Origin of the sequence: Martelella mediterranea DSM 17316 (genome assembly GCF_002043005.1) — a bacterium.
Lineage (GTDB): Bacteria > Pseudomonadota > Alphaproteobacteria > Rhizobiales > Rhizobiaceae > Martelella > Martelella mediterranea.
The window spans coordinates 3,792,028-3,811,084 of sequence record NZ_CP020330.1 but is presented as its reverse complement, the minus strand read 5'-3'; the positions used below and the strand labels follow the sequence as shown (position 1 = coordinate 3,811,084).

Sequence of the window (19,057 nt, the reverse complement as noted above, 5' to 3'; positions counted from 1 at the left end):
ATGCCGCAAGCGCCTGACGATCCCCTGCGCGGGATCATCCTGAAACTGTCCTCGATCATCGCCTTCCTGTGCATGCAGACCTGCATCAAGCTTGCTGGCAGCGGCATCGCGCCGGGGCAGGTGACCTTCTATCGCTCGCTGTTCGGCATCGTGCCGATCCTTGTCTACCTCGCCTGGCGTCGGGAACTGAAGGGCGCCTACAGGACCTCTCGCCCCTTCGGACATTTCGTCCGCAGTCTTATCGGAATCACCTCCATGGGCATGGGATTTTATGGCCTCATGCACCTGCCGCTGCCGGAGGTGATCGCGCTCGGCTATGCCCTGCCGCTGCTCTCGGTCGTGTTTGCTGCGCTGCTGCTCGGCGAGGTCGTGCGGATCTATCGCTGGTCGGCGGTCGTGGTTGGACTTTTCGGCGTGCTGATCATCTCCTGGCCCAAGCTGACGCTGTTCCGCCAGGGCGGGATCGGCGAGACGGAGGCGCTGGCGGTGGTGATGGTGCTTGCCGGCGCTTGCCTCGGCGCGCTGGCCATGGTGCAGGTGCGCAGGCTGCTGGTGACCGAGACCGGACCGACCATCGCGCTCTATTTCTCCACCTTCGCCGCCCTGATCTCGCTTGCGACCCTGCCGTTCGGCTGGGGCGATCTTGCCGCGCTGCCGCTGGCGCTGCTGATCGCCTCCGGTCTGTTCGGCGGCGCCGGGCAGATCATGATGACCGAATCCTACCGCTTCGCCGACGCCTCCACCATCGCGCCCTTCGATTACAGCTCGATCATCTTTGGGATATTCATCTCGCTCTTCGTTTTCGGGGAGATACCGACCATGAACACCATGGCGGGCTCGGTTATCGTCGTCGGCGCTGGCATATTCATCATCTACCGCGAGCACAAGCTGGGACTCGAGCGCCGGAACCTGCGCCGCGTCTCATCCTCGCAGAACCCGAACTGATCGGCAGCCTCTATCCGGTGCGGGCGTTTTCGTCGAAGGTCGAGGGGTCGTATTCCTCCTCGTAATCCACGGCGATGCTGCCGGCGGGGTCGGTGCCGCGCATCGGGACGGCGATCGCGTGGAAGTCCGCGCGGTCATCGGGGTGCACGGTCGGGTTGCCGCGCCATACGCGCCAGCCGGCATAGGCGCCGTAAATCGCAAAGCCGACGGCCAGATAGAGCATCAGCCCGCGCGGACCGGCAAGCTCCATCGCGCCACCGCCGATCAGCGGCCCGGCGACCGTGCCAAGGCCGTAAAGCACCATCAGCGAGCTGGAGATCGTGACATATTCGCTGGGATCGGCGCGGTCATTGGCATGGGCCACGTTCAGCGCATAGATCGGATAAAGCATCGAGCCGACGATGAAGGCGGTGATGTAGAGCAGATTGGGCGTCAGTGGCGTCATGAAGAACATCGCGAAGGCGGAAAACACGCCCGCCGCTCCGCAGGCGACCATGACGTAGCGCCGGTCGGTCAGGTCCGAGATCCTGCCGATCGGTATCTGGCCCAGCGCGCCGCCCGCCAGAACGCAGGCGAGCAGCGTTGCTCCCTGTCCGGTCGAAAGCCCGCTGCCGGTGGTATAGACGCCGCCGAGACTGCTCCAGGTGCCGGACAGGATGCCGGCCAGGATCGCGCCGACGAAGGCGACGGGCGAGCGTCTGTAGAGCTTGCCGAGCCCGAGCTGGACCTTGGCGATCGGGGCCGGGGATTGCGCCGTCGACAGCGCGGTCGGCAGGATCGATATCGCGAACAATATCCCGCAGACGATGAACAGCGTCGTCGTCCGGGGATCGCCGAGCGGCACCAGATATTGTCCGGCAATCGCTCCGCCGAGCGTCACGATCATGTAGACCGAGAACATCGATCCGCGGGTCTCGTTGGTCACCCGCTCGTTGAGCCAGCTCTCGATCACCAGATAGCAGCCGGCAACCGCAAAGCCGGCGACGGCGCGCAACGCCACCCACACCTGCCATTCCACCATCAGCGAGCTTGCGAGAATTGCCGCTGTCAGAAGCGTGATCAGCGCGCCGAACACGCGCACATGACCGACCCGCAGCACAAGCGTCGGCGTGACGATGCATGAAAGCGTGAAGCCCACCGTGTAGCCGGTCGCGATCAGCGAAATCAGCAGCGGCGACCAGCCTTCGGCAACGGCGCGCACCGGCACCAGATAGTTCATCAAACCGTAGCCCACCATCATCAGAAAGGTGGACAGCATCAGGCTGGCGATGGAGAACAGGCTGGCAAACATGATCGATCAGCTCCGACCGTTGCGGGTTTCGATGGCTCTCCCTTGGAGACTGGCCCGTGACAACGCCCGGCCTATAGGATTTTCCCGGCCATGCCGCAACCGCCATGCCGGAAAAGGTGACTGTCTTTTTGGCTGCAATGTCCTTAAGTTTTAAAAAAAGGAATCGATCGGAACATATTCTCCGGTCGAGATAATGCGCCCGGGTTCAGCTACGACATGCCACTTTCCGTTGACGTGATTTGTTCGCATCCAAGTTTCCTGCCGTCACTTGCATATTATGGCGAAGCCCTGGCGGAAGTTTATCACACCAACCAGCGTCTCGGCGCCAATCTCGCCTCCCAGCGTCGGTGGTTGATTTCCCAGACGGCGCTGGCGCTCTACTGGGGCGATGAAGGCGGCCTCACGGTCAACCGTCTGATCGAGGTGCTGACGCCGTACAAGGTTGCCAGCCCGAATACGATCCGCGCCTTCATCAATGAATCCGTCCAATACGGCTTCATTGAAGTCGATCCCGACAGCCGTCGCATCCGGCCGCGGTACTGGAAGCCCACCGAGGTCGTGAAATCGGCGCTGATGGAATGGGTAGGGCTCAATCTGGCAATGCTCGATGGCATCGATGGCCGCAACCGCGCGTCGGTGTTGATGCAAAGACCGGATATTGTCTTCTCACTCCAGCCGCGACTTGCCTGGAACTGTCTGAACGACCCCGCCTGGCGCGAACCACCGCCGCGCGTCGCACTCCTGCAGAACACGATATCGGGCGGGATGGTGATGGATCACATTGTTTCGCAGATCGGGGCGGGCACGCCGCAGGGCGAGCGCTACCTGATACCGCCGATCAATGCACGGCGTCTTTCCGAGCGGATTTTCATATCCCGCACCCATCTGCAGCGCATATTGAACAAGGCCATCGAGATCGGTGTTCTCGGCTGGAGCCGCCGGCCGTTCGAGAGCGAGATGTGGATCGACAGGCTGTTCATCGAAGAATATTGCCGCTGGCAGGCCGTGAAATCCCATCACATCGACGAAGCCTTCGCGCATTTTGCCTGAGAGGGGCATGGCCCGGAAAACCGCGCTTTTTCGAAAATCGTTGTTTAAGACACAATTTACCGAGCGACCGTAATATAATAGCCTGAATCCTCGGCTTTTGTCTGCGGCAAGCCGCTGCGAGGTTGAAAACCCCTGGAGGCTGGCCAATATGAACCGGCATTGGGAAGATAATCGGGTGCGCTTAATGAATTCCGAGGTCCCGCGCAAAGCGGACAACGCACAAGTGGTGCAGACGCTCAACCAGGCGCCTGAAAGCGTGCTGCTGGTGAATGCCGCCGGCGTGATCGAACTTGCGAATGAAGCCGCCATCACGTTTTTCCAACCGGACGACAAGGCGCGCGACCTGAGCGGGACGCGGCTTGCCTCTCTGTTCGATATTCATGGAGCCGCGCGGATCGATCTTGCGCTTGCGCGCGTCCTGGGCGACGAACCTGGCAACCGTCTGGAAGAGGTGCGCGCCGATCTGGCCGCCGCGCCGGCGCGCGTCGTCAATCTTTCTCTTGCCCGGATGCGCCATCGTGACGGCGTTTGCGTGGTCGCAACGCCCATTGCCGCGACCGCCCCCGCGCGCCAGCCCTCGATGCCGAGGGCGGATGATCCGGACTTTGGACGGGAACAGACCGCGCGCGAGAGCGCTCGTCCCGAGCCGTCTCCGCAATCGCAAAAGGCCGCGCCGCTTGCCAACCATATGCCATGGAACAACCACGCCCGACGCGTCGCGGCGGCGCAGGGAACCCAAAGCCTGCAGCAGGGGTGGGCGGAAGACGGCCGATCCGTGTCTGGGCAAATCCTACCTGCAGGCGAGCCGGCAAAGCCGGTTCGCAATGGTGAAGCTGAAGGCACCGACGATCGCGTGGCAGATAACGCTGATAGCGCTGTCAGGAAAAATCATAGTGATGGTCCGGGCGATGTGGCGAATCGGGTAAGCTGGGCTCCCGGTCGGCGGGACATCTACGCGGAATTCGAATCGGTCAAAGACGAGAGGGAGCGCAGCCATGAGCTGCCGCTGATCTCTCCCGCCAAATGTCTTTCGGCGGCTGTTGACCGCCATCGCGGCGAAGCGATTTCGGAAAGCCTGCTGCTGGTTACGGAGATCGGCGATGGCGAAAGACATGTCCGTATCGACGAGGATACGCTCACCGCTATGTTCGCGTATCTGGTTGAGCGCGCCATTGCCGTGTCGCCGCCCTATTGCGAGGCCAGAATCACCCTGTCGCCGCAGGGCCATGAGGGATTCATTGCCAGGTTCGTCGATATCGGACGCGGGCTCAGCGAGCAGGAACTGGATGCCGTCTTCAGGCAGCCGGAACTCGCGCTCGGCATCTCGCATACCGGTCTGGTTGAGGCCCAGAAGAGGGCCGCCGCACTCGGTCTCGGCTTTTCCATCAGCTCCGCCATATCCAGCGGCACCACCGTGGAAGTCACCTGCGACGCGTGAAACGCTCTGGGCTCGCATAAAAAAGAGCCGGCGCTGCGGCCGGCTCTTACGTCATGAAATATCTTAACTGCAATATTTCTGGAAAATCTTGCTTCTCCGTGGAGAAGGGCGCTTCTCAGGCCCCGAGCGCGCGCGGCGCGGGCCGCAGGGCGCGGGCATCATGGTGACCGACGAGCTTGGAAAAACCCTTGGCAATCGCCCGGTCGATGCCGCGCTGGCCATGGTAACCATTGGTCGAACGTCCGAGCTCGAGCGAAAGGCGTGTGTTCTGCATCAAAGTGGCGTCCATATCGTCAGAAGGTTTCATCTGCCTTGGTTCCTGTGGATCCTCCCAAGACATGATGTGTTATCTCAGTTTCGCGCAATCGCAGCAATGGGACCTGCCGGAGGGCTGCTATGCGGTGGGCGCATGCCGGCATTAACAGAAAATAAACTGATGAAGAAAAAGGCGGTCAGCCGAGACGGGCTCTTAGCGCCTGAAGGTCCAGCCACGCCTCTTTCTTGTTCTTCGGCGCGGCCAGCAATTCGGAGGGCGAGAACGTCACAAGCGTCTCGAAGCTCTGGCCGCCGATCTCCTTTTTGTGCCAGCTACCGCGAAGATCGAACACGGTCTTGTTCGGGTCGATCGTCATGCGGCAGGCGAAATTGCCGAGCGTTACCAGCAGTTTCGGTTCCGCGAGCGCGATCTGGCGTTCGAGGAAAGGCTGGCAGATCTGCGCCTCGGAGGCGGTCGGCGCGCGGTCGCCGGGCGTGCGCCACGGCAGCGCGGTGGTGACGCCGACATCGGCGCGTGACAGGCCGATCGCGGCCAGCATCCGCTCGAACAACCCGCCGGCCGGACCGGAAAGCGCGGCGCCCGCTTTGTCGTCTTCGCCTGTCGGGAAACCGCAAACCATCAGGATCCCGCTTTCCGGCATCTCTTCGAGAAGGATGGTCGATCGGGCATTCTGCTTCAGATTGCAGCCCGTGAACCCCTGGACGATTTCGGCAAGCTCCGCAAGCGACCGGGCGCTTTCGGCGGCAAAAGCCGCATCGGAAACCGCCTTGTCATCGGGGATCGTGGTTGGGACAGCGGGCGTACTCCGCGGCGGATCCGGTGCGCGCGCCTTCGTCTTCGCCGCCGCGGCCCGTTGTTCGGGCTCGGCGCGCGCAGCCTCGGCCTTCTCTGCCGCGAGCCGGGTCAGGTCCGTCGCCTCATCCTCCAGCATCGCATCGACGCCGGCATCGGCGTAGAAGCTGAGGAGGGCTGCGGCTTCCCGGGCTGTGAGCGCGCTGGCGGTGGTCATGATTGCTTCCGTCAGATGCCGCGCGTCGCGCCGCCGTCGCAGCGCACGAGGCTGCCGGTCAGGTAGCTGGCCTGCTGCGAGCACAGGAAGGCCGCGACCGCCGCGAACTCCTCCACCCGTCCCAGCCGGCCCGCCGGTATCGCCTTGAGCGTTCCCGCGCGCACCTCGGCAAGGCTCTTGCCGCTGCGCTCTGCGTTCGCATGGTCCAGTTCGTCGATGCGGTCGGTGTGGATCCGACCCGGCAGCAGAAGATTGGCGGTGATTCCCGAGGCGGCGACTTCGCTTGCCAGCGTCTTGTTCCAGCCGACAAGGGCGGAGCGCAGCGTATTGGAAAGCGCGAGATTGGGGATCGGCTCCTGCACGCCGCCGGACGCCACGGTCACGATCCTGCCCCAGCCCTTTTCCTTCATCTGCGGAATGAGCCGGTTGGTCAGCGCGATGATCGGCGCGACCATGGAATTGAAGAACCGGTCGAGTTTTTCCGGCGTCATGTCGGCCACGGTTCCCGGCGTCGGCCCGCCGGAATTGTTGACGAGGATGTCCGCCCCGCCGAGTTTTTCCGCAATCGCTTCCATAAGCGTGTCCACCACGTTTTCGGCGGCGAGATCGGCGATCACATAATCGGCCTTGCCCGGCGTGGTGTCGTTGATCACCTTGCAGTTCTGCGCAAGGCGGTCTTCCGTCCGGCCGCAAAGCAGCACATGGGCGCCCTCCTTGGCCAGCGCCTCCGCGATGCCGGCGCCAAGGCCCCGCGAGGAGGCGAGTACAACGGCCTTCTTGTCGGCAATACCGAGATCCATGGCGAACTCCTTGTGAACAGCATAATGGGATCGAACGGCCAATCAGGCCGGCGGGGTGAACGCACCATAGCCTTTCGCGCCGTCGTGTTTCAATCACTATCGGACGTTATCACACGCGCCTATCAAATCGGTTTTATTGAGATTTGCCGCATTTGCCGCTGGAAAATGCTGCAATCATTACGATACCTTGTCGGCGCGCCGGACGAGGCCGGCCGGGAAAGAGGATACGCATGAACGAAGACCTACCGGAACGCGAAAGCATGGAATTCGACGTGGTGATCGTGGGAGCGGGCCCCGCCGGTCTTGCCGCCGCGATCCGCCTGAAGCAGATCAACGAGGACCTCAGCGTCGTCGTGCTGGAAAAGGGCGCGGAAGTCGGCGCGCACATCCTGTCCGGAGCGGTGGTCGATCCCTCGGGCATCGACCGGCTTCTGCCCGGCTGGCGGGAGGAGGAAGACCACCCGTTCAAGACGCCGGTGACCAAGGACCAGTTCCTGCTGCTCGGTCCCGCCGGTTCGCTCACGCTGCCCAACTTTCTGATGCCGCCGCTGATGAACAATCATGGCAATTATGTCGTATCGCTCGGCAATGTCTGTCGCTGGCTCGGCGAAAAGGCCGAGGCGCTCGGCGTCGAGATCTATCCCGGCTTCGCTGCCGCCGAAGTGCTTTACGATGAAAACGGCGCGGTCAAGGGCGTCGCGACCGGCGACATGGGCGTGGAGCGCGACGGCACGCCCGGCCCGAATTATACCCGCGGCATGGAGCTGCACGGCAAATATGTGCTGATCGGGGAGGGCGTGCGCGGCTCGCTCGCCAAGGAGCTGATCGCGAAGTTCAAGCTCGATGCCGATCGCGAGCCGCAGAAATTCGGCATCGGCCTCAAGGAACTCTGGCAGGTCAAGCCGGAAAACCACAAGCCGGGCCTTGTGCAGCACTCCTTCGGCTGGCCGCTCGATGGCAGGACCGGGGGCGGCTCCTTCCTCTATCACCTCGAGGATAACCAGGTCGCTGTCGGCTTCGTCGTCCATCTCAACTACAAGAACCCCTATCTCTATCCCTTCGAGGAGTTCCAGCGGTTCAAGACCCATGCCGCGATCGCGCCGACCTTCGATGGCGCCAAGCGACTCTCTTACGGCGCGCGGGCGATTACCGAGGGCGGTTACCAGTCGGTGCCGAAGCTGTCCTTCCCCGGTGGCGCGCTGATCGGCTGTTCGGCCGGCCTCGTCAACGTGCCGCGCATCAAGGGCTCGCACAATGCCGTGCTCTCCGGCATCCTGGCGGCCGATCGCGTTGCCGAGGCGCTTTCGGCCGGCCGCAGCAATGATGAGATCGCCGAGATCGAGGCGGACTGGCGCGCGAGCGCCATCGGCAAGGATTTGAAGCGGGTCCGCAACGTCAAACCGCTCTGGTCGAAATTCGGCACCTATGCCGGCATCGCGCTCGGCGGCTTTGACATGTGGATGAACACGATTTTCGGCGTCTCGCTGTTCGGCACGATCAAGCACGGCAAGACCGACGCCGAGGCGCTGGAGCCGGCGGCCAAACACAAGCCGATCGATTATCCCAAGCCCGACGGCGTTTTGACTTTCGACCGGCTGTCATCGGTTTTCCTGTCCAACACCAATCACGAGGAGGATCAGCCGGTCCATCTCAAGGTCAAGGACATGGATCTCCAGAAGCGGTCCGAACTGGAGGTCTATGCCGGCCCGTCGAGCCGCTACTGTCCGGCAGGCGTCTATGAATGGGTGGAGAAGGATGGCGAGGAAACCTTCGTTATCAACGCCCAGAACTGCGTGCACTGCAAGACCTGTGATATCAAGGATCCCAACCAGAACATCGTCTGGACGCCGCCGCAGGGCGGGGAGGGGCCGGTCTATCCGAACATGTAAATAGCGGCGTCCGGCGCCATAAGGCGCCGGACCGGAACCATCGCGACGTGCCCGGCGTTATTGTGCATCAACCTTTCCAGGGAACCCGAATGCGTCTCAAGGGCATTTTCAACCGCGATGGCGGCACCTTCAAAACCACCGACATGGACGCGTTCCACAGGCTGGCGACCGATATCTTCACCGATGCCGGTCATGAGTTCCACTGCGATATCGTCGCGGGCAAGGAGGTGAAGGCGGCGATCGAGAAGACCGCTGACGGTTCCGGCTTCGATGGCATGATCGTCGGCGGCGGCGATGGCACGGTCTCGCTCGCGGCAGGTTTCCTGCACGGCAAGGACAAGCTGCTGGGCGTGGTGCCGGCCGGCACCATGAACCTGTTTGCCCGCAGCCTCGGCATCTCGCTCGATATCGAGGAGGCGCTTCAGGAGCTTGCCAATGGCAAGCCCGCCCGCGTTGACATGCCGACGATCAACGACCGCCCGTTCATCCACCAATTTTCGGTCGGCATGCATGCCACCATGATCAAGAACCGGGAAAAACTCGACTATGATTCGCGTCTCGGCAAGATTTCAGCCAGCACGCGCGCCTGGTTCGATACGCTGAGACAGGTGCCCGACATCCGCGTGAAGTATCAAACCGACCGCGGCGATGGCGAGGGCAGTTTTGCGCTGCTCGGCATTTCCAACAACCGTATTCACCACAACGCCGTTCCGTTCTCCGATCGTCCGCAGGGCGGCAAGCTTGGCGTCTATCTGGTCAAGGCGAGCGATTTCGACAATGTGGTGGGCTTCGCGATGGATTATCTGACCGGGCATCTCGAGGACAGCGAGAACGTCACGCTGTTCGAGGTTGACCGGATCACCCTGGATTTCAGCGCCACGGACATGGATCAATCGCTGGATGGCGACCTGATCGAGCCGATCATTCACGCCGTGATCGAGCAGCATCCCCGCGCCCTGCATGTCATCGTGCCGGACGGCAGCAACCTCGTCTGATCACTGGAAAGCCGTCTCGTAGAAGCTTCTGAGCTTGCGCGAATGCAGTCTTTCCGGCGGCATCGCCGCGAGCTTCTGCACCGCCTTGATACCGATATGGAGGTGCTGGCGGACCTGCGTCGTGTAAAACGCCGTCGCCATGCCGGGAAGCTTCAGTTCGCCGTGCAGCGGCCGGTCGGAGACGCAGAGCAGCGTTCCGTAGGGCACCCGGAAGCGGAAGCCGTTGGCGGCGATCGTCGCCGATTCCATGTCGAGCGCGATCGCGCGCGACTGCGACAGCCGCTTGACCGGCCCGCTCTGATGGGAAAGTTCCCAGTTGCGGTTGTCGATGGTCGCCACGGTGCCGGTGCGCATCACCCGCTTCAGCTCATAACCCTCAAGCCCCGTCACCTCGGCGACCGCCTCTTCCAGCGCAAGTTGCACTTCCGCTAGCGCCGGGATCGGCACCCAGACCGGCAGGTCATCATCGAGCACGTGGTCCTCGCGGACATAGGCATGGGCCAGCACGTAGTCGCCCAGTTTCTGGCTGTTGCGCAGCCCCGCGCAATGGCCGAGCATCAGCCAGGCATGAGGGCGCAGCACCGCGATATGGTCGGTGATCGTCTTGGCGTTGGAGGGGCCGACGCCGATATTGACCATCGATATCCCGCAATTGTCGCCGCGCTTCAGGTGATAGGCGGGCATTTGCGGCATGCGCCCACTGCGCCCTTCCTCCGGTTCGACCTCGCCCGGCCGGGTGATGACGTTGCCGGGCTCGACGAAGGCGGTATAGCCCTCGCCGCCCTTGGCCATGGTCTCGCGCGCAAAGGCGCAGAACTCATCGACATAGAACTGATAATTGGTGAACAGCACGAAATTCTGGAAATGCGCCGAGCTGGTCGCCGTGTAATGGCTGAGCCGGGCCAGCGAATAATCGACGCGTTGCGCCGTGAACGGCGCCAGCGGCTGCGGCTTGCCGGGCTCAGGCTCGTAGTCGCCATTGGCGATCAGGTCGTCGGTGGTGTTGAGGTCCGGCGTATCGAAAATGTCGCGCAGCGGAACATCGGCGAGCGCCGCGAGGTCGGCCTCGACATGGGTATTCTCGCCGAAGGCGAAATGGAGCGGGATCGGCGTTTCCGATTCGCCAACGGTCACCGGAACCCCGTGATTCTTGATCAGCAGAGAAAGCTGGGCGATGAGATAGTCTTCGAACAGGTCCGGATGACTGATCGCGGTTGCATATTGCCCGGGTGTCGCCACATGGCCGAAGGAGAGGCGCGAATCGGTCAGGCCGTAGCTGCCGGTCTCGATGCTGATCTGCGGATAGAAAGCGCGATGCCGCCCCTCGATCGGCGCGCCGCCGGCAAGCGCCACGAAGGCGTCGATGAGAAAGCGGGTGTTGCGTTTATAGAGCGCCTGCAGCGCCTTAACCGCCTCGCGCGCATCGGTAAAGCTCTGCGGTTCCTGACGGTCCGGGCTGATGATCCTTGCTGCCAGAGGTTCGTAATCGCGCATTGTGTCACCCTTGCATTTCTCCGCCGACCGGCGCTCACTCGCTGCAACCCCGCCGGCCTTTTATCGGCTCGATATCGATCTATATCGTCTGGGACGGTGTTTTACGACACGAAGAGGATGAATTTCATGACCACGCCGATTGAACTTTATTACTGGCCCACGCCCAACGGCTACAAGATCACCATCTATCTCGAGGAAGCCGGCGTTCCCTATAACGTGAATTATGTGAACATCGGCAAGGGCGACCAGTTCAAGCCTGAATTCCTGGAGATATCGCCCAACAACCGGATGCCGGCGATCGTCGATCCGGACGGGCCCGGCGGCGGGCCGCTCTCGGTGTTCGAGTCGGGCGCGATCCTGCAATATCTCGGCCGCAAGTTCAAAAGATTCTATCCCGAGACCGAGCGCGAACGCGTTGCGGTCGAGGAATGGCTGTTCTGGCAGGTCGGCGGCCTCGGGCCTATGGCGGGGCAGGCCCATCATTTCCGCAGATACGCGCCGGAAAAGATCGAATACGGCATCAACCGCTACACCAACGAGGTCAACCGCCTCTATGGCGTGATGAACAGGCGGCTTTCCGAGGTCGAGTATCTCGGCGGCGACTATTCGATTGCCGACATGGCCTCGATCGGCTGGGTGCGGTCCCATGAGGGGCAGGGCCAGGACCTCAACGATTTTCCGAATCTCAAGCGCTGGTATGAGGCCGTCATGGCCCGTCCGGCCGTTCAGGCAGGCATTGCCGTCGGTCAGTCCGAGCGAGAAAAGATGAACCTCGCCACCGACAAGGACGCGCAATCCGTGCTGTTCGGCCAGAAGGCGCGATAGGCCTGCGGAGCAGGCCGGGGCGCCCGGCTTCAGCCGAGCGCTTCCAGCACGATCGGCAGTTCTTCGGCCAGAAGCTGCATGTCGCGGTGCGGGCCGGTGGAAATGCGGATGCAGCGGTTGAGCGGGGCGACGCCGGGCATGCGGATGAACACGCCGCGCGCGCCCAGCGCATCGACAATGGAGCGCGCATAGGCGCCGTCCCGGCCGCAATCGATCGCCACGAAGTTGGTGGCCGAGGGCAGGGGCGTCAGCCCGTTGTCACGCGCAATGCCGGCGATCTCCTCGCGCGAGGCGATGATGCGGCCGACAACGGCCTGCAGATAAGCCTGATCGGCAAGCGCGGCCTCGGCCGCCACGAGGCTGAGGCGCGGCATGCCGAAATGATTGCGGATCTTGTCGAAGGCGCGGATCGTCTGCGGCGCGCCGATCGCATAGCCGACGCGCGCGCCCGCCAGCCCGTAAGCCTTGGAGAAAGTGCGGAAGCGCAGAATATTCGGTCGGTCGATGAAGCGGGACATATCGGGAAAGGCCTCGGCGGGCCCGCATTCGCAATAGGCCTCGTCCAGAACCAGCATGCAGGTTTCCGGCAGCGCGTCGGCGAAGCGGATGACATCGTCCGCGTGCCAGAAACTGCCCATGGGATTATCGGGATTGGCGAAATAGACCATGGTGGCGTCTTCCGCCTTCACCGCCTCGAGAAGACCGTCGAGGTCCTCGCGGTCGCCGGCATAGGGCACGTTGATGCGCCGCCCGCCATAGCCGTCGACATGGTAGTTGAAGGTCGGGTAACCGCCGAGCGAGGTGACCACGGTTGTGCCGGGCTCGACCGTCAGCCTCACGGCCATGCCCAGCAGCCCGTCGACGCCTTCGCCGATCACGATGTTTTCGCTGCCGCAGCCGAGATGGGCGGCCAGCGCCTGGCGCAGCGACAGATGTTCGGGGTCGGAATATTTCCAGATCTCGCCCGCCGCCTCGCGAATCGCCGCCAACACCGTGGAGGCCGGGCCGAATCCGCTTTCATTGGCGCCGAGCCGGGCGTTGATCGGGTAGTTCCGGGTGCGCTCCAGCGCTTCGGGTCCCACAAAGGGCACGGTCGCGGGCAGGTTCCGGGCAAGGGCGGTAAAGCGCGGGAAGTCGGTCATAAGGGCGTTCCGGTTTGAAATCCGGCCAAACATAATCACTCGCCCGCCAATGGCAAGCATTCCCGCCGCCTGCCGTAAATGCAAACGGCGCCCGAAGGCGCCGCTGGTCAGGTCAGTTATGCCTGTCGCTTAGCGAAAGGCGCGCGCCGAAACGCGGTCGATATCGGACGGGAGAAGGCCGATATCCTTGAGTTCTTCAGCCGAAAGGTTGCGCAACTGGGCGCGGGTGCGGCGGTAGGAGAACCATTTCATGGTCAGGTCGAAGGGGTTCATGGGTGTTTCCTCGTGATACGCGAAGGAGCTTCTTGCTCCGGATTTCTTATGTGAGGTCCATATACCCGTTTTTGGAAGGAAAAGTTGTGCAAGTTTTATGCAACTGCCATGCATTTGTGCGTGATGTTGCACATCGCGAGTGCACTCAGGTTGGTGTGGCTATTTTTGAGGCGGATGACGTGCGGTGGACGACCACTTCCGATCGCCCAAAGAATGAACGCGCGTCGAGGAGCCTGAATGCCAAGCTGCAGGACGGATTCGATAAAAGACGGGAGAGCTAGGCAAAAAAATAACGCCCACCGGGGGAGGAGGATCCGGTGAGCGTCATTTGCGTTGGCTGACGACTGGGAGGAGGAGTGTCGTCAACCCATCGAAGCGCGTATGGGAGGAGGAGCACGCTGCTTCGAATATGTAACCCGTTTCCGGGCCAGGGACCGTTTCGACCGTTTGGTCTCTCGATCACGCTGTTGATATCTATATAGCGCGCGCCGACGCGGTTGGGGAGTGACATATTGACATGGAAGCCATGCGCAAGACGCATACCTGGCGAGAAAAAGGGATCGGGAGCTTCCGCCGTGGGCAAGGGCACGCCGCTATAGCAATTCCAGGTGAAGTGGACACCGGTTCACCGTCCGGAATTGCGTAAAAACAAAGAAATAGAGCCTTTCCGCGTTTCCGTGAAATGCGGAAAGGCTCTATTGCAGGCGCTGGGCGAGATAGCGAACGATCTGGTCCTCGTCCATTGGTCGAGCGAAGAAATAGCCCTGCTGGAAATGACAGCCGATCGCATCAAGCTTGTCCCGGTGCTCGGCGGACAGGACACCCTCGCAGATCACCTGGATTTCAAAGGATTCCGCGATCTTGGCGATCGTCTCGACGATCAAGAGGCTTTCCGGCGAGCGTATGATCGGCTCGATCAACTGCCCGGCGATCTTCAGCCGGTCCGGCCGAACCTGGGTCAGCCCCACCAGCGATGCATAGCCTGAGCCGAAATCGTCAAGATCGATGCCGATGCCGATGTCGCGGACCGCATTGACGATCTTCAGCAGCGCGTTGTCGCTGTCATCGAACGGGATCGATTCCAGCAGTTCGAAATGAAGCTTGCCCGGCGGCAGTTCGGCGTCCCTGAGTTGTCGCAAAAGGGATGGCTCCTGCAGGCGCGGCGCGGAAACATTGACGGAAAGCGTCGGCGCAGCAATATCCTCGGCCTCGCAGCGGCGCAGCACGCCGAGCGTCTTTTCGAACACGATCTCGTCGATCCTGTGCAGCAGGCTGTGTTTTTCGGCGACATCGATGAAGGCCCTGGGCTCCATCATGCCCCGCTGCGGATGCCGCCAGCGCGCCAGCGCCTCGACGCCGATGACGTCCGACGTTCTGCTGTCGAGGATCGGCTGGTAGAAGGCGGTGATCTCGCCGCGTTCCAGCCCCTCCTGGAGATCGTCCGCAAGGCGCTTCATTTCGAAGGTCTGCGCCATCAGGTCCTGGGTAAAGTGGACGGTGCGGCCCCGTCCGCGGTTCTTGGCGTCATAGAGCGCGAGGTCGGCCTTCACCAGAAGTTCGCTGGCGGAAATCGGCTCGGCGTCGGCAACGGCGATACCGATGCTGATGCCCACCCGGCAGGCGTTTCCGTCGATCTCGACCGGCCGTGAGAAGGCTCTGGCGAGTTGGTCGGTAAAGGCGTCAACATTGCTTTGCGGCGGCATCAGAACAACGAACTCGTCGCCGCCGGTGCGCGCCAGAAAATCCTCGGGGCCGAGCTTTTCACTGAAGACTTTCGCCGCGAGACGCAGCACGTCGTCGCCGAAGACATGGCCCATCGTGTCGTTGAGCGTCTTGAAGCCGTCGAGGTCGATGAGCACGAGCTTGGTGCCCTTGCGCAGCGTTCCGCCGGTTTGCGCGGCTTCGAGCTTCTTCTCGAAATGCCGCCGGTTCGCGACGCCGGTGAGCGGATCCTCGAGCGCGAATTTTTCCATCTGCAGCCGGGCGTTTTCCAGTTCGGCGTTCTGCGCTTCCGCGCGCGCCTTGGCCTCGGTCAGCGCCTTCTGCTGCGCCTTGTCGGCGGAGACATCCCAGTTCACGCCGACATATTTTCGTCGTCCGGCCGCATCGCGGAATGAATTGCCGGCGGAGCGGATGGTCTTCTCTGTGCCGTCGGGCGTGACGATACGATATTCCCGCCGGAAGCTCGTGTCTCCGGTTTCCCGCCACCTGAACCGTTTCATCCGCGCGCGGTCATCGGGATGCAGAAAGCTGCGCCATTCCTCGAATGTGTGGAGACGCCCCTGACCCTCGATCCCGTAGAGTTTCAGGATCTGGTCGTCCCAGATCTGTTCTCCCGAATCGAGGTCATGCTCCCACAACCCGATATTCGAGGCGTTGAGCGCGACATAGAGCTGGCGCGACAGGTTGTCGATCGCCGCCATGCTTTCGTCGATATGGCGGTTGTCGCGCAATCGCGCCCTGAGAAGGATGATCAGGGCGATCAGCGGGGTGAGGAATGCCAGCACGACAATGCCGGCAAACAGCAGGAATATCCGGCTCCAGTTGTGGGGTCCCTGGTCCAGCGGATCGGGCAGGACGCGGATCGTCCATTTGGCATTGCCGATCTGGGTGGAGAAGTTGACGGTATCTTCCGGGTTGAGATTGGCGTTGCCGGCAATCGCCTGAGCCTTGCCTGCGCCATCGATCTCAACGGAAAACTGCGTCGACTGGGCAAGTTCCAAGAGGCCCACCGCTTCGAGAACGGACCTGAAGCCGATCACGAGTTCGATGACATCGTCACCTGCATTGATTCGATAGATGAGCCCCTTCTGACCATCCGGCAGCGTGTAGGGGCCGAAAAACTGCTGGGTCGTATTCTCCTTCGGCGGCAGCGGCAGCGCGAGCACGGCCTCCCTGGCGGATTGCGGAAGCACAAGCGGGGACTGGTCCGGCTGCTGCAGGATGACCGCCTGGGTCCAGGGCGCGGTTGCCAGATAGGATTTCGTCGCGCTCTCGAAATGGGATATGTCGTTGCCGCTGCCCAGCGCCGTCGTCAGCGTCTTGCCGCCCTCGATCGAAACCTCGAAGATGCTCCGCAGCGCCTTGCCGAATGTGCTCAGCCGTCCCTCTGCCAGAAGGCGGCGTTCCTCCTTTATCGATTCGCGCACAAACACGCCGCCCGCATAGGTGCCGATCGCGAGCGTTACGAAAAACAGTATTGTGAGTGCCGTCAGCAGCCGGGTTGTCCGGCCGTGATTGTGGGCATTCCTCACATTGCTCAGCCTCTCCATCGGTTCGCCCGCTGAAGAGACCCGGCACCATAACGCATCGCAAATCCCCTGCTGCGCACCTGCCCGATTCGGAGGCTGGACTTCCCCGCTCTGCCCCTGCAATGTCCCGTTGCCTGGGCAGAGCTTGCGCTCCGATCGTGCGTTCTTTTTGACCCCCACTTTGATAGGAGCGCGCCGGCCCTTAGTCAAACGCGTTCGCCCTTTGCCGGAGGTGAAGCGTCGCCTCGGTTAATCGGCGATGAAGGGGAGGGCGAGCCAGCTATCACGGCGTTGCATCACCGGCTGCGCCAACCGACCGTTCATCCGCCGGCATCGCTCCGTTTCTTCCCGCAGAGCGCCCGTCGTTCGCGGATTTCACAACCGTGTCATCAAAAGGTTGTCAGACGGCGATTCCATTTGCCCGCGAAACCCACTAAGAGATGGGCGCCGGGGGAACCGCATCTGCGGGGCAGCGTTGCAGACAGAAAGGTCATCAAAAAATGAGCCATCTGGACGAAGTATTGCCGGGTCAGAACGAACCGCCGCGCGACGCGCTCCTGGAAATCTACAATGAGGAAGGCGCCGTCAGCGCCGAGTTCATCGCCCGCGTCGAACAGGCGATCGAAGACGGCGATGTCGATTTTCTGCGCGAGCAGATCGCGGGCCGCCACGAATCCGAGACTGGCGACGTTATCGAGGCGCTGTCTCATGAAAACCGTCCGGAACTGGTGCGGCTTCTGGGCGAGGATTTCGACCTCACGGCGCTGACCGAGGTCGATGAGGCGATCCGCCTCAACATCATCGAATCGCTGCCCCCCGAACAGTTCGCCACCGCGCTGACCGCGCTCGATTCCGACGACGCCGTCTACATTCTCGAAGACCTCGCCGACGAGGAGCGGGAGGAAATCCTCTCCAAGCTCCCCTTTACCGAGCGGATCCGCTTCGCCCGCTCGCTCGACTATCCCGAAAGCTCGGCCGGCCGGCGCATGCAGACCGAATTCGTGGCCGTCCCGCCGTTCTGGACCGTCGGCCAGACGATCGACTACATGCGCGAGGATGAGGAACTGCCCGACAGTTTCTCGCAGATTTTCGTGGTCGATCCGACATTCCGCCTCCTGGGCGCCGTCTATCTCGACCAGATCCTGCGCACCAAGCGCCAGGTCAAGATCGAAGCGATCATGCACGACACCAACCACCCGATCGCCGCCGAGCTCGACCAGGAAGAGGCGGCGCAGGTATTCGAGCAGTACGACCTTCTCTCCGCCGCCGTTGTCGACAGCAATGACCGTCTCGTCGGCGTGCTGACCATCGATGACGTCGTTGACGTGATCCACGAGGAGGCCGACGAGGATATCAAGCGCCTCGGCGGCGTCGGCGACGAGGAACTCTCGGATAATATCATGCGCGCGGTGCGCTCGCGTTTCGGCTGGTTGCTGATCAATATGTGCACCGCATTCATGTCGGCGAGCGTAATCGGCCTGTTCGACGAATCGATCGGCCAGATGATCGCGCTCGCGGTGCTGATGCCAGTGGTCGCCTCCATGGGCGGCAATGCCGGCACCCAGACGATGACGGTAACGGTGCGCGCGCTCGCCACCCGCGACCTCGATATCTACAATGCGGCCCGGATCATCCGAAGGGAGGCCGGCGTCGGCCTATTCAACGGGCTCGCCTTCGCGATTCTGATCGCGCTTGCCGCCGGCTACTGGTTCGACAATCCCCAGCTTGGCGGGGTCGTGGCCGCCGCGATGATCATCAACATGTTCGCCGCCGCCATGGCCGGCATCCTCATTCCGCTGCTTCTCGACCGGGCCGGCGCCGACCCCGCCATATCATCGTCGGTTTTTGTGACCACCACCACAGATGTGATTGGTTTTTTCTCATTTTTGGGAATTGCGACCTGGTGGTTTAATATCTAGTTATGTCAGCACTTACATTCTGAAGTGCTTAAATAATATCGTATGGGGCGGGAACGTGCAGAGAAGGCATTATTCGATTTCGGAATTGACGCGCGAGTTTGGAGTCTCGACACGAACGCTTCGCTTCTATGAGGATGAGGGCCTGCTGCAACCCGAACGCCGGGGTCGAACGAGGCTTTACAGCGAGGGTGAGCGGCTGATGCTCAAGGAAATCCTCCGCAGCCGCCGTATCGGTCTTTCTCTTTCCGAGATCAAGGACGTGCTCGCCCTGTTCCATGGCCTTCCCAGCGAAACAAAAGAGCTCAAGCGGACGATGGAATCGATCAAGGCCTGGCGCGAAGCGATGCGCCAGAAGCGCCGCGACATCGACGAGATGATGAACGAACTCGATCTCGCCGAGGAAAACTGCCTCGGACGGCTCGCCGAAATCGGCGTCGGCACCTGAATTCCCCACAATCG

The 19,057-nt window shown here is 62.0% G+C and carries 16 protein-coding genes; 8 read left to right on the top strand and 8 right to left on the bottom strand.

Annotated elements, in window-relative coordinates; translation table 11 throughout:
* Nucleotides 1-945, top strand: coding sequence for a DMT family transporter (locus Mame_RS17710; RefSeq protein WP_018066584.1), 945 nt, complete (start codon nucleotides 1-3; stop codon nucleotides 943-945).
* Nucleotides 946-955: 10 nt separating this feature from the next.
* Here the strand turns inward: Mame_RS17710 and Mame_RS17705 are convergent, their stop codons facing one another.
* A complete protein-coding gene (locus Mame_RS17705) occupies nucleotides 956-2,236 on the bottom strand; it encodes an MFS transporter (protein ID WP_018066583.1) in 1,281 nt (426 codons plus the stop codon).
* A 216-nt stretch (nucleotides 2,237-2,452) separates the two neighbouring features.
* On the opposite strand from Mame_RS17705, the gene Mame_RS17700 reads away from it, so the two are divergent.
* Both Mame_RS17700 and Mame_RS17695 read left to right on the top strand, forming a co-directional pair.
* Nucleotides 2,453-3,286 carry a hypothetical protein gene (locus Mame_RS17700; protein ID WP_018066582.1) on the top strand — a complete coding sequence of 278 codons (834 nt, stop codon included), beginning with the start codon at nucleotides 2,453-2,455 and terminating at the stop codon, nucleotides 3,284-3,286.
* A 148-nt stretch (nucleotides 3,287-3,434) separates the two neighbouring features.
* On the top strand, nucleotides 3,435-4,724 hold the full coding sequence (locus Mame_RS17695; protein WP_155122139.1) for a PAS domain-containing sensor histidine kinase: 1,290 nt from the start codon (nucleotides 3,435-3,437) through the stop codon (nucleotides 4,722-4,724).
* A 115-nt stretch (nucleotides 4,725-4,839) separates the two neighbouring features.
* Here Mame_RS17695 and Mame_RS26760 read toward each other — a convergent pair whose 3' ends face one another.
* The 3 genes from Mame_RS26760 to Mame_RS17685 form a co-directional block, all read right to left on the bottom strand.
* Nucleotides 4,840-5,031: a hypothetical protein gene (locus tag Mame_RS26760; RefSeq protein ID WP_155122138.1), complete on the bottom strand. Its 192-nt coding sequence runs from the start codon at nucleotides 5,029-5,031 to the stop codon at nucleotides 4,840-4,842.
* Between the two features lie 145 nt (nucleotides 5,032-5,176).
* Nucleotides 5,177-6,010: a uracil-DNA glycosylase gene (locus Mame_RS17690; protein ID WP_018066579.1), complete on the bottom strand. Its 834-nt coding sequence runs from the start codon at nucleotides 6,008-6,010 to the stop codon at nucleotides 5,177-5,179.
* An 11-nt stretch (nucleotides 6,011-6,021) separates the two neighbouring features.
* Nucleotides 6,022-6,810 carry an SDR family oxidoreductase gene (locus Mame_RS17685; protein ID WP_018066578.1) on the bottom strand — a complete coding sequence of 263 codons (789 nt, stop codon included), beginning with the start codon at nucleotides 6,808-6,810 and terminating at the stop codon, nucleotides 6,022-6,024.
* Between the two features lie 230 nt (nucleotides 6,811-7,040).
* Here Mame_RS17685 and Mame_RS17680 point away from each other — a divergent pair, with 230 nt between their 5' ends.
* A complete protein-coding gene (locus Mame_RS17680) occupies nucleotides 7,041-8,699 on the top strand; it encodes an electron transfer flavoprotein-ubiquinone oxidoreductase (protein ID WP_018066577.1) in 1,659 nt (552 codons plus the stop codon).
* A gap of 89 nt (nucleotides 8,700-8,788) precedes the next feature.
* Nucleotides 8,789-9,694 carry a diacylglycerol/lipid kinase family protein gene (locus tag Mame_RS17675; RefSeq protein WP_018066576.1) on the top strand — a complete coding sequence of 302 codons (906 nt, stop codon included), beginning with the start codon at nucleotides 8,789-8,791 and terminating at the stop codon, nucleotides 9,692-9,694.
* Here the strand turns inward: Mame_RS17675 and Mame_RS17670 are convergent, their stop codons facing one another.
* Complete coding sequence (locus tag Mame_RS17670; RefSeq protein ID WP_018066575.1) at nucleotides 9,695-11,188, bottom strand: AMP nucleosidase; 1,494 nt, start codon at nucleotides 11,186-11,188, stop codon at nucleotides 9,695-9,697.
* Nucleotides 11,189-11,314: 126 nt separating this feature from the next.
* On the opposite strand from Mame_RS17670, the gene Mame_RS17665 reads away from it, so the two are divergent.
* Nucleotides 11,315-12,013, top strand: coding sequence for a glutathione S-transferase N-terminal domain-containing protein (locus tag Mame_RS17665; RefSeq protein WP_026173791.1), 699 nt, complete (start codon nucleotides 11,315-11,317; stop codon nucleotides 12,011-12,013).
* Nucleotides 12,014-12,042: 29 nt separating this feature from the next.
* Here Mame_RS17665 and Mame_RS17660 read toward each other — a convergent pair whose 3' ends face one another.
* The 3 genes from Mame_RS17660 to Mame_RS17650 all read right to left on the bottom strand — a co-directional run bounded on the left by Mame_RS17660 (nucleotide 12,043) and on the right by Mame_RS17650 (nucleotide 16,700).
* A complete protein-coding gene (locus Mame_RS17660) occupies nucleotides 12,043-13,155 on the bottom strand; it encodes a pyridoxal phosphate-dependent aminotransferase (protein ID WP_018066573.1) in 1,113 nt (370 codons plus the stop codon).
* 129 nt (nucleotides 13,156-13,284) lie between these two features.
* Nucleotides 13,285-13,428 carry a DUF1127 domain-containing protein gene (locus tag Mame_RS26755; RefSeq protein ID WP_018066572.1) on the bottom strand — a complete coding sequence of 48 codons (144 nt, stop codon included), beginning with the start codon at nucleotides 13,426-13,428 and terminating at the stop codon, nucleotides 13,285-13,287.
* A 695-nt stretch (nucleotides 13,429-14,123) separates the two neighbouring features.
* A complete protein-coding gene (locus tag Mame_RS17650; protein WP_018066571.1) occupies nucleotides 14,124-16,700 on the bottom strand; it encodes a putative bifunctional diguanylate cyclase/phosphodiesterase in 2,577 nt (858 codons plus the stop codon).
* A 479-nt stretch (nucleotides 16,701-17,179) separates the two neighbouring features.
* Between Mame_RS17650 and mgtE the strand changes: the two genes are divergently transcribed.
* On the top strand, nucleotides 17,180-18,598 hold the full coding sequence (gene mgtE, locus Mame_RS17645; RefSeq protein ID WP_018066570.1) for a magnesium transporter: 1,419 nt from the start codon (nucleotides 17,180-17,182) through the stop codon (nucleotides 18,596-18,598).
* 55 nt (nucleotides 18,599-18,653) lie between these two features.
* Nucleotides 18,654-19,043: a MerR family transcriptional regulator gene (locus Mame_RS17640; RefSeq protein ID WP_033410834.1), complete on the top strand. Its 390-nt coding sequence runs from the start codon at nucleotides 18,654-18,656 to the stop codon at nucleotides 19,041-19,043.
* Nucleotides 19,044-19,057 lie beyond the last annotated feature (14 nt).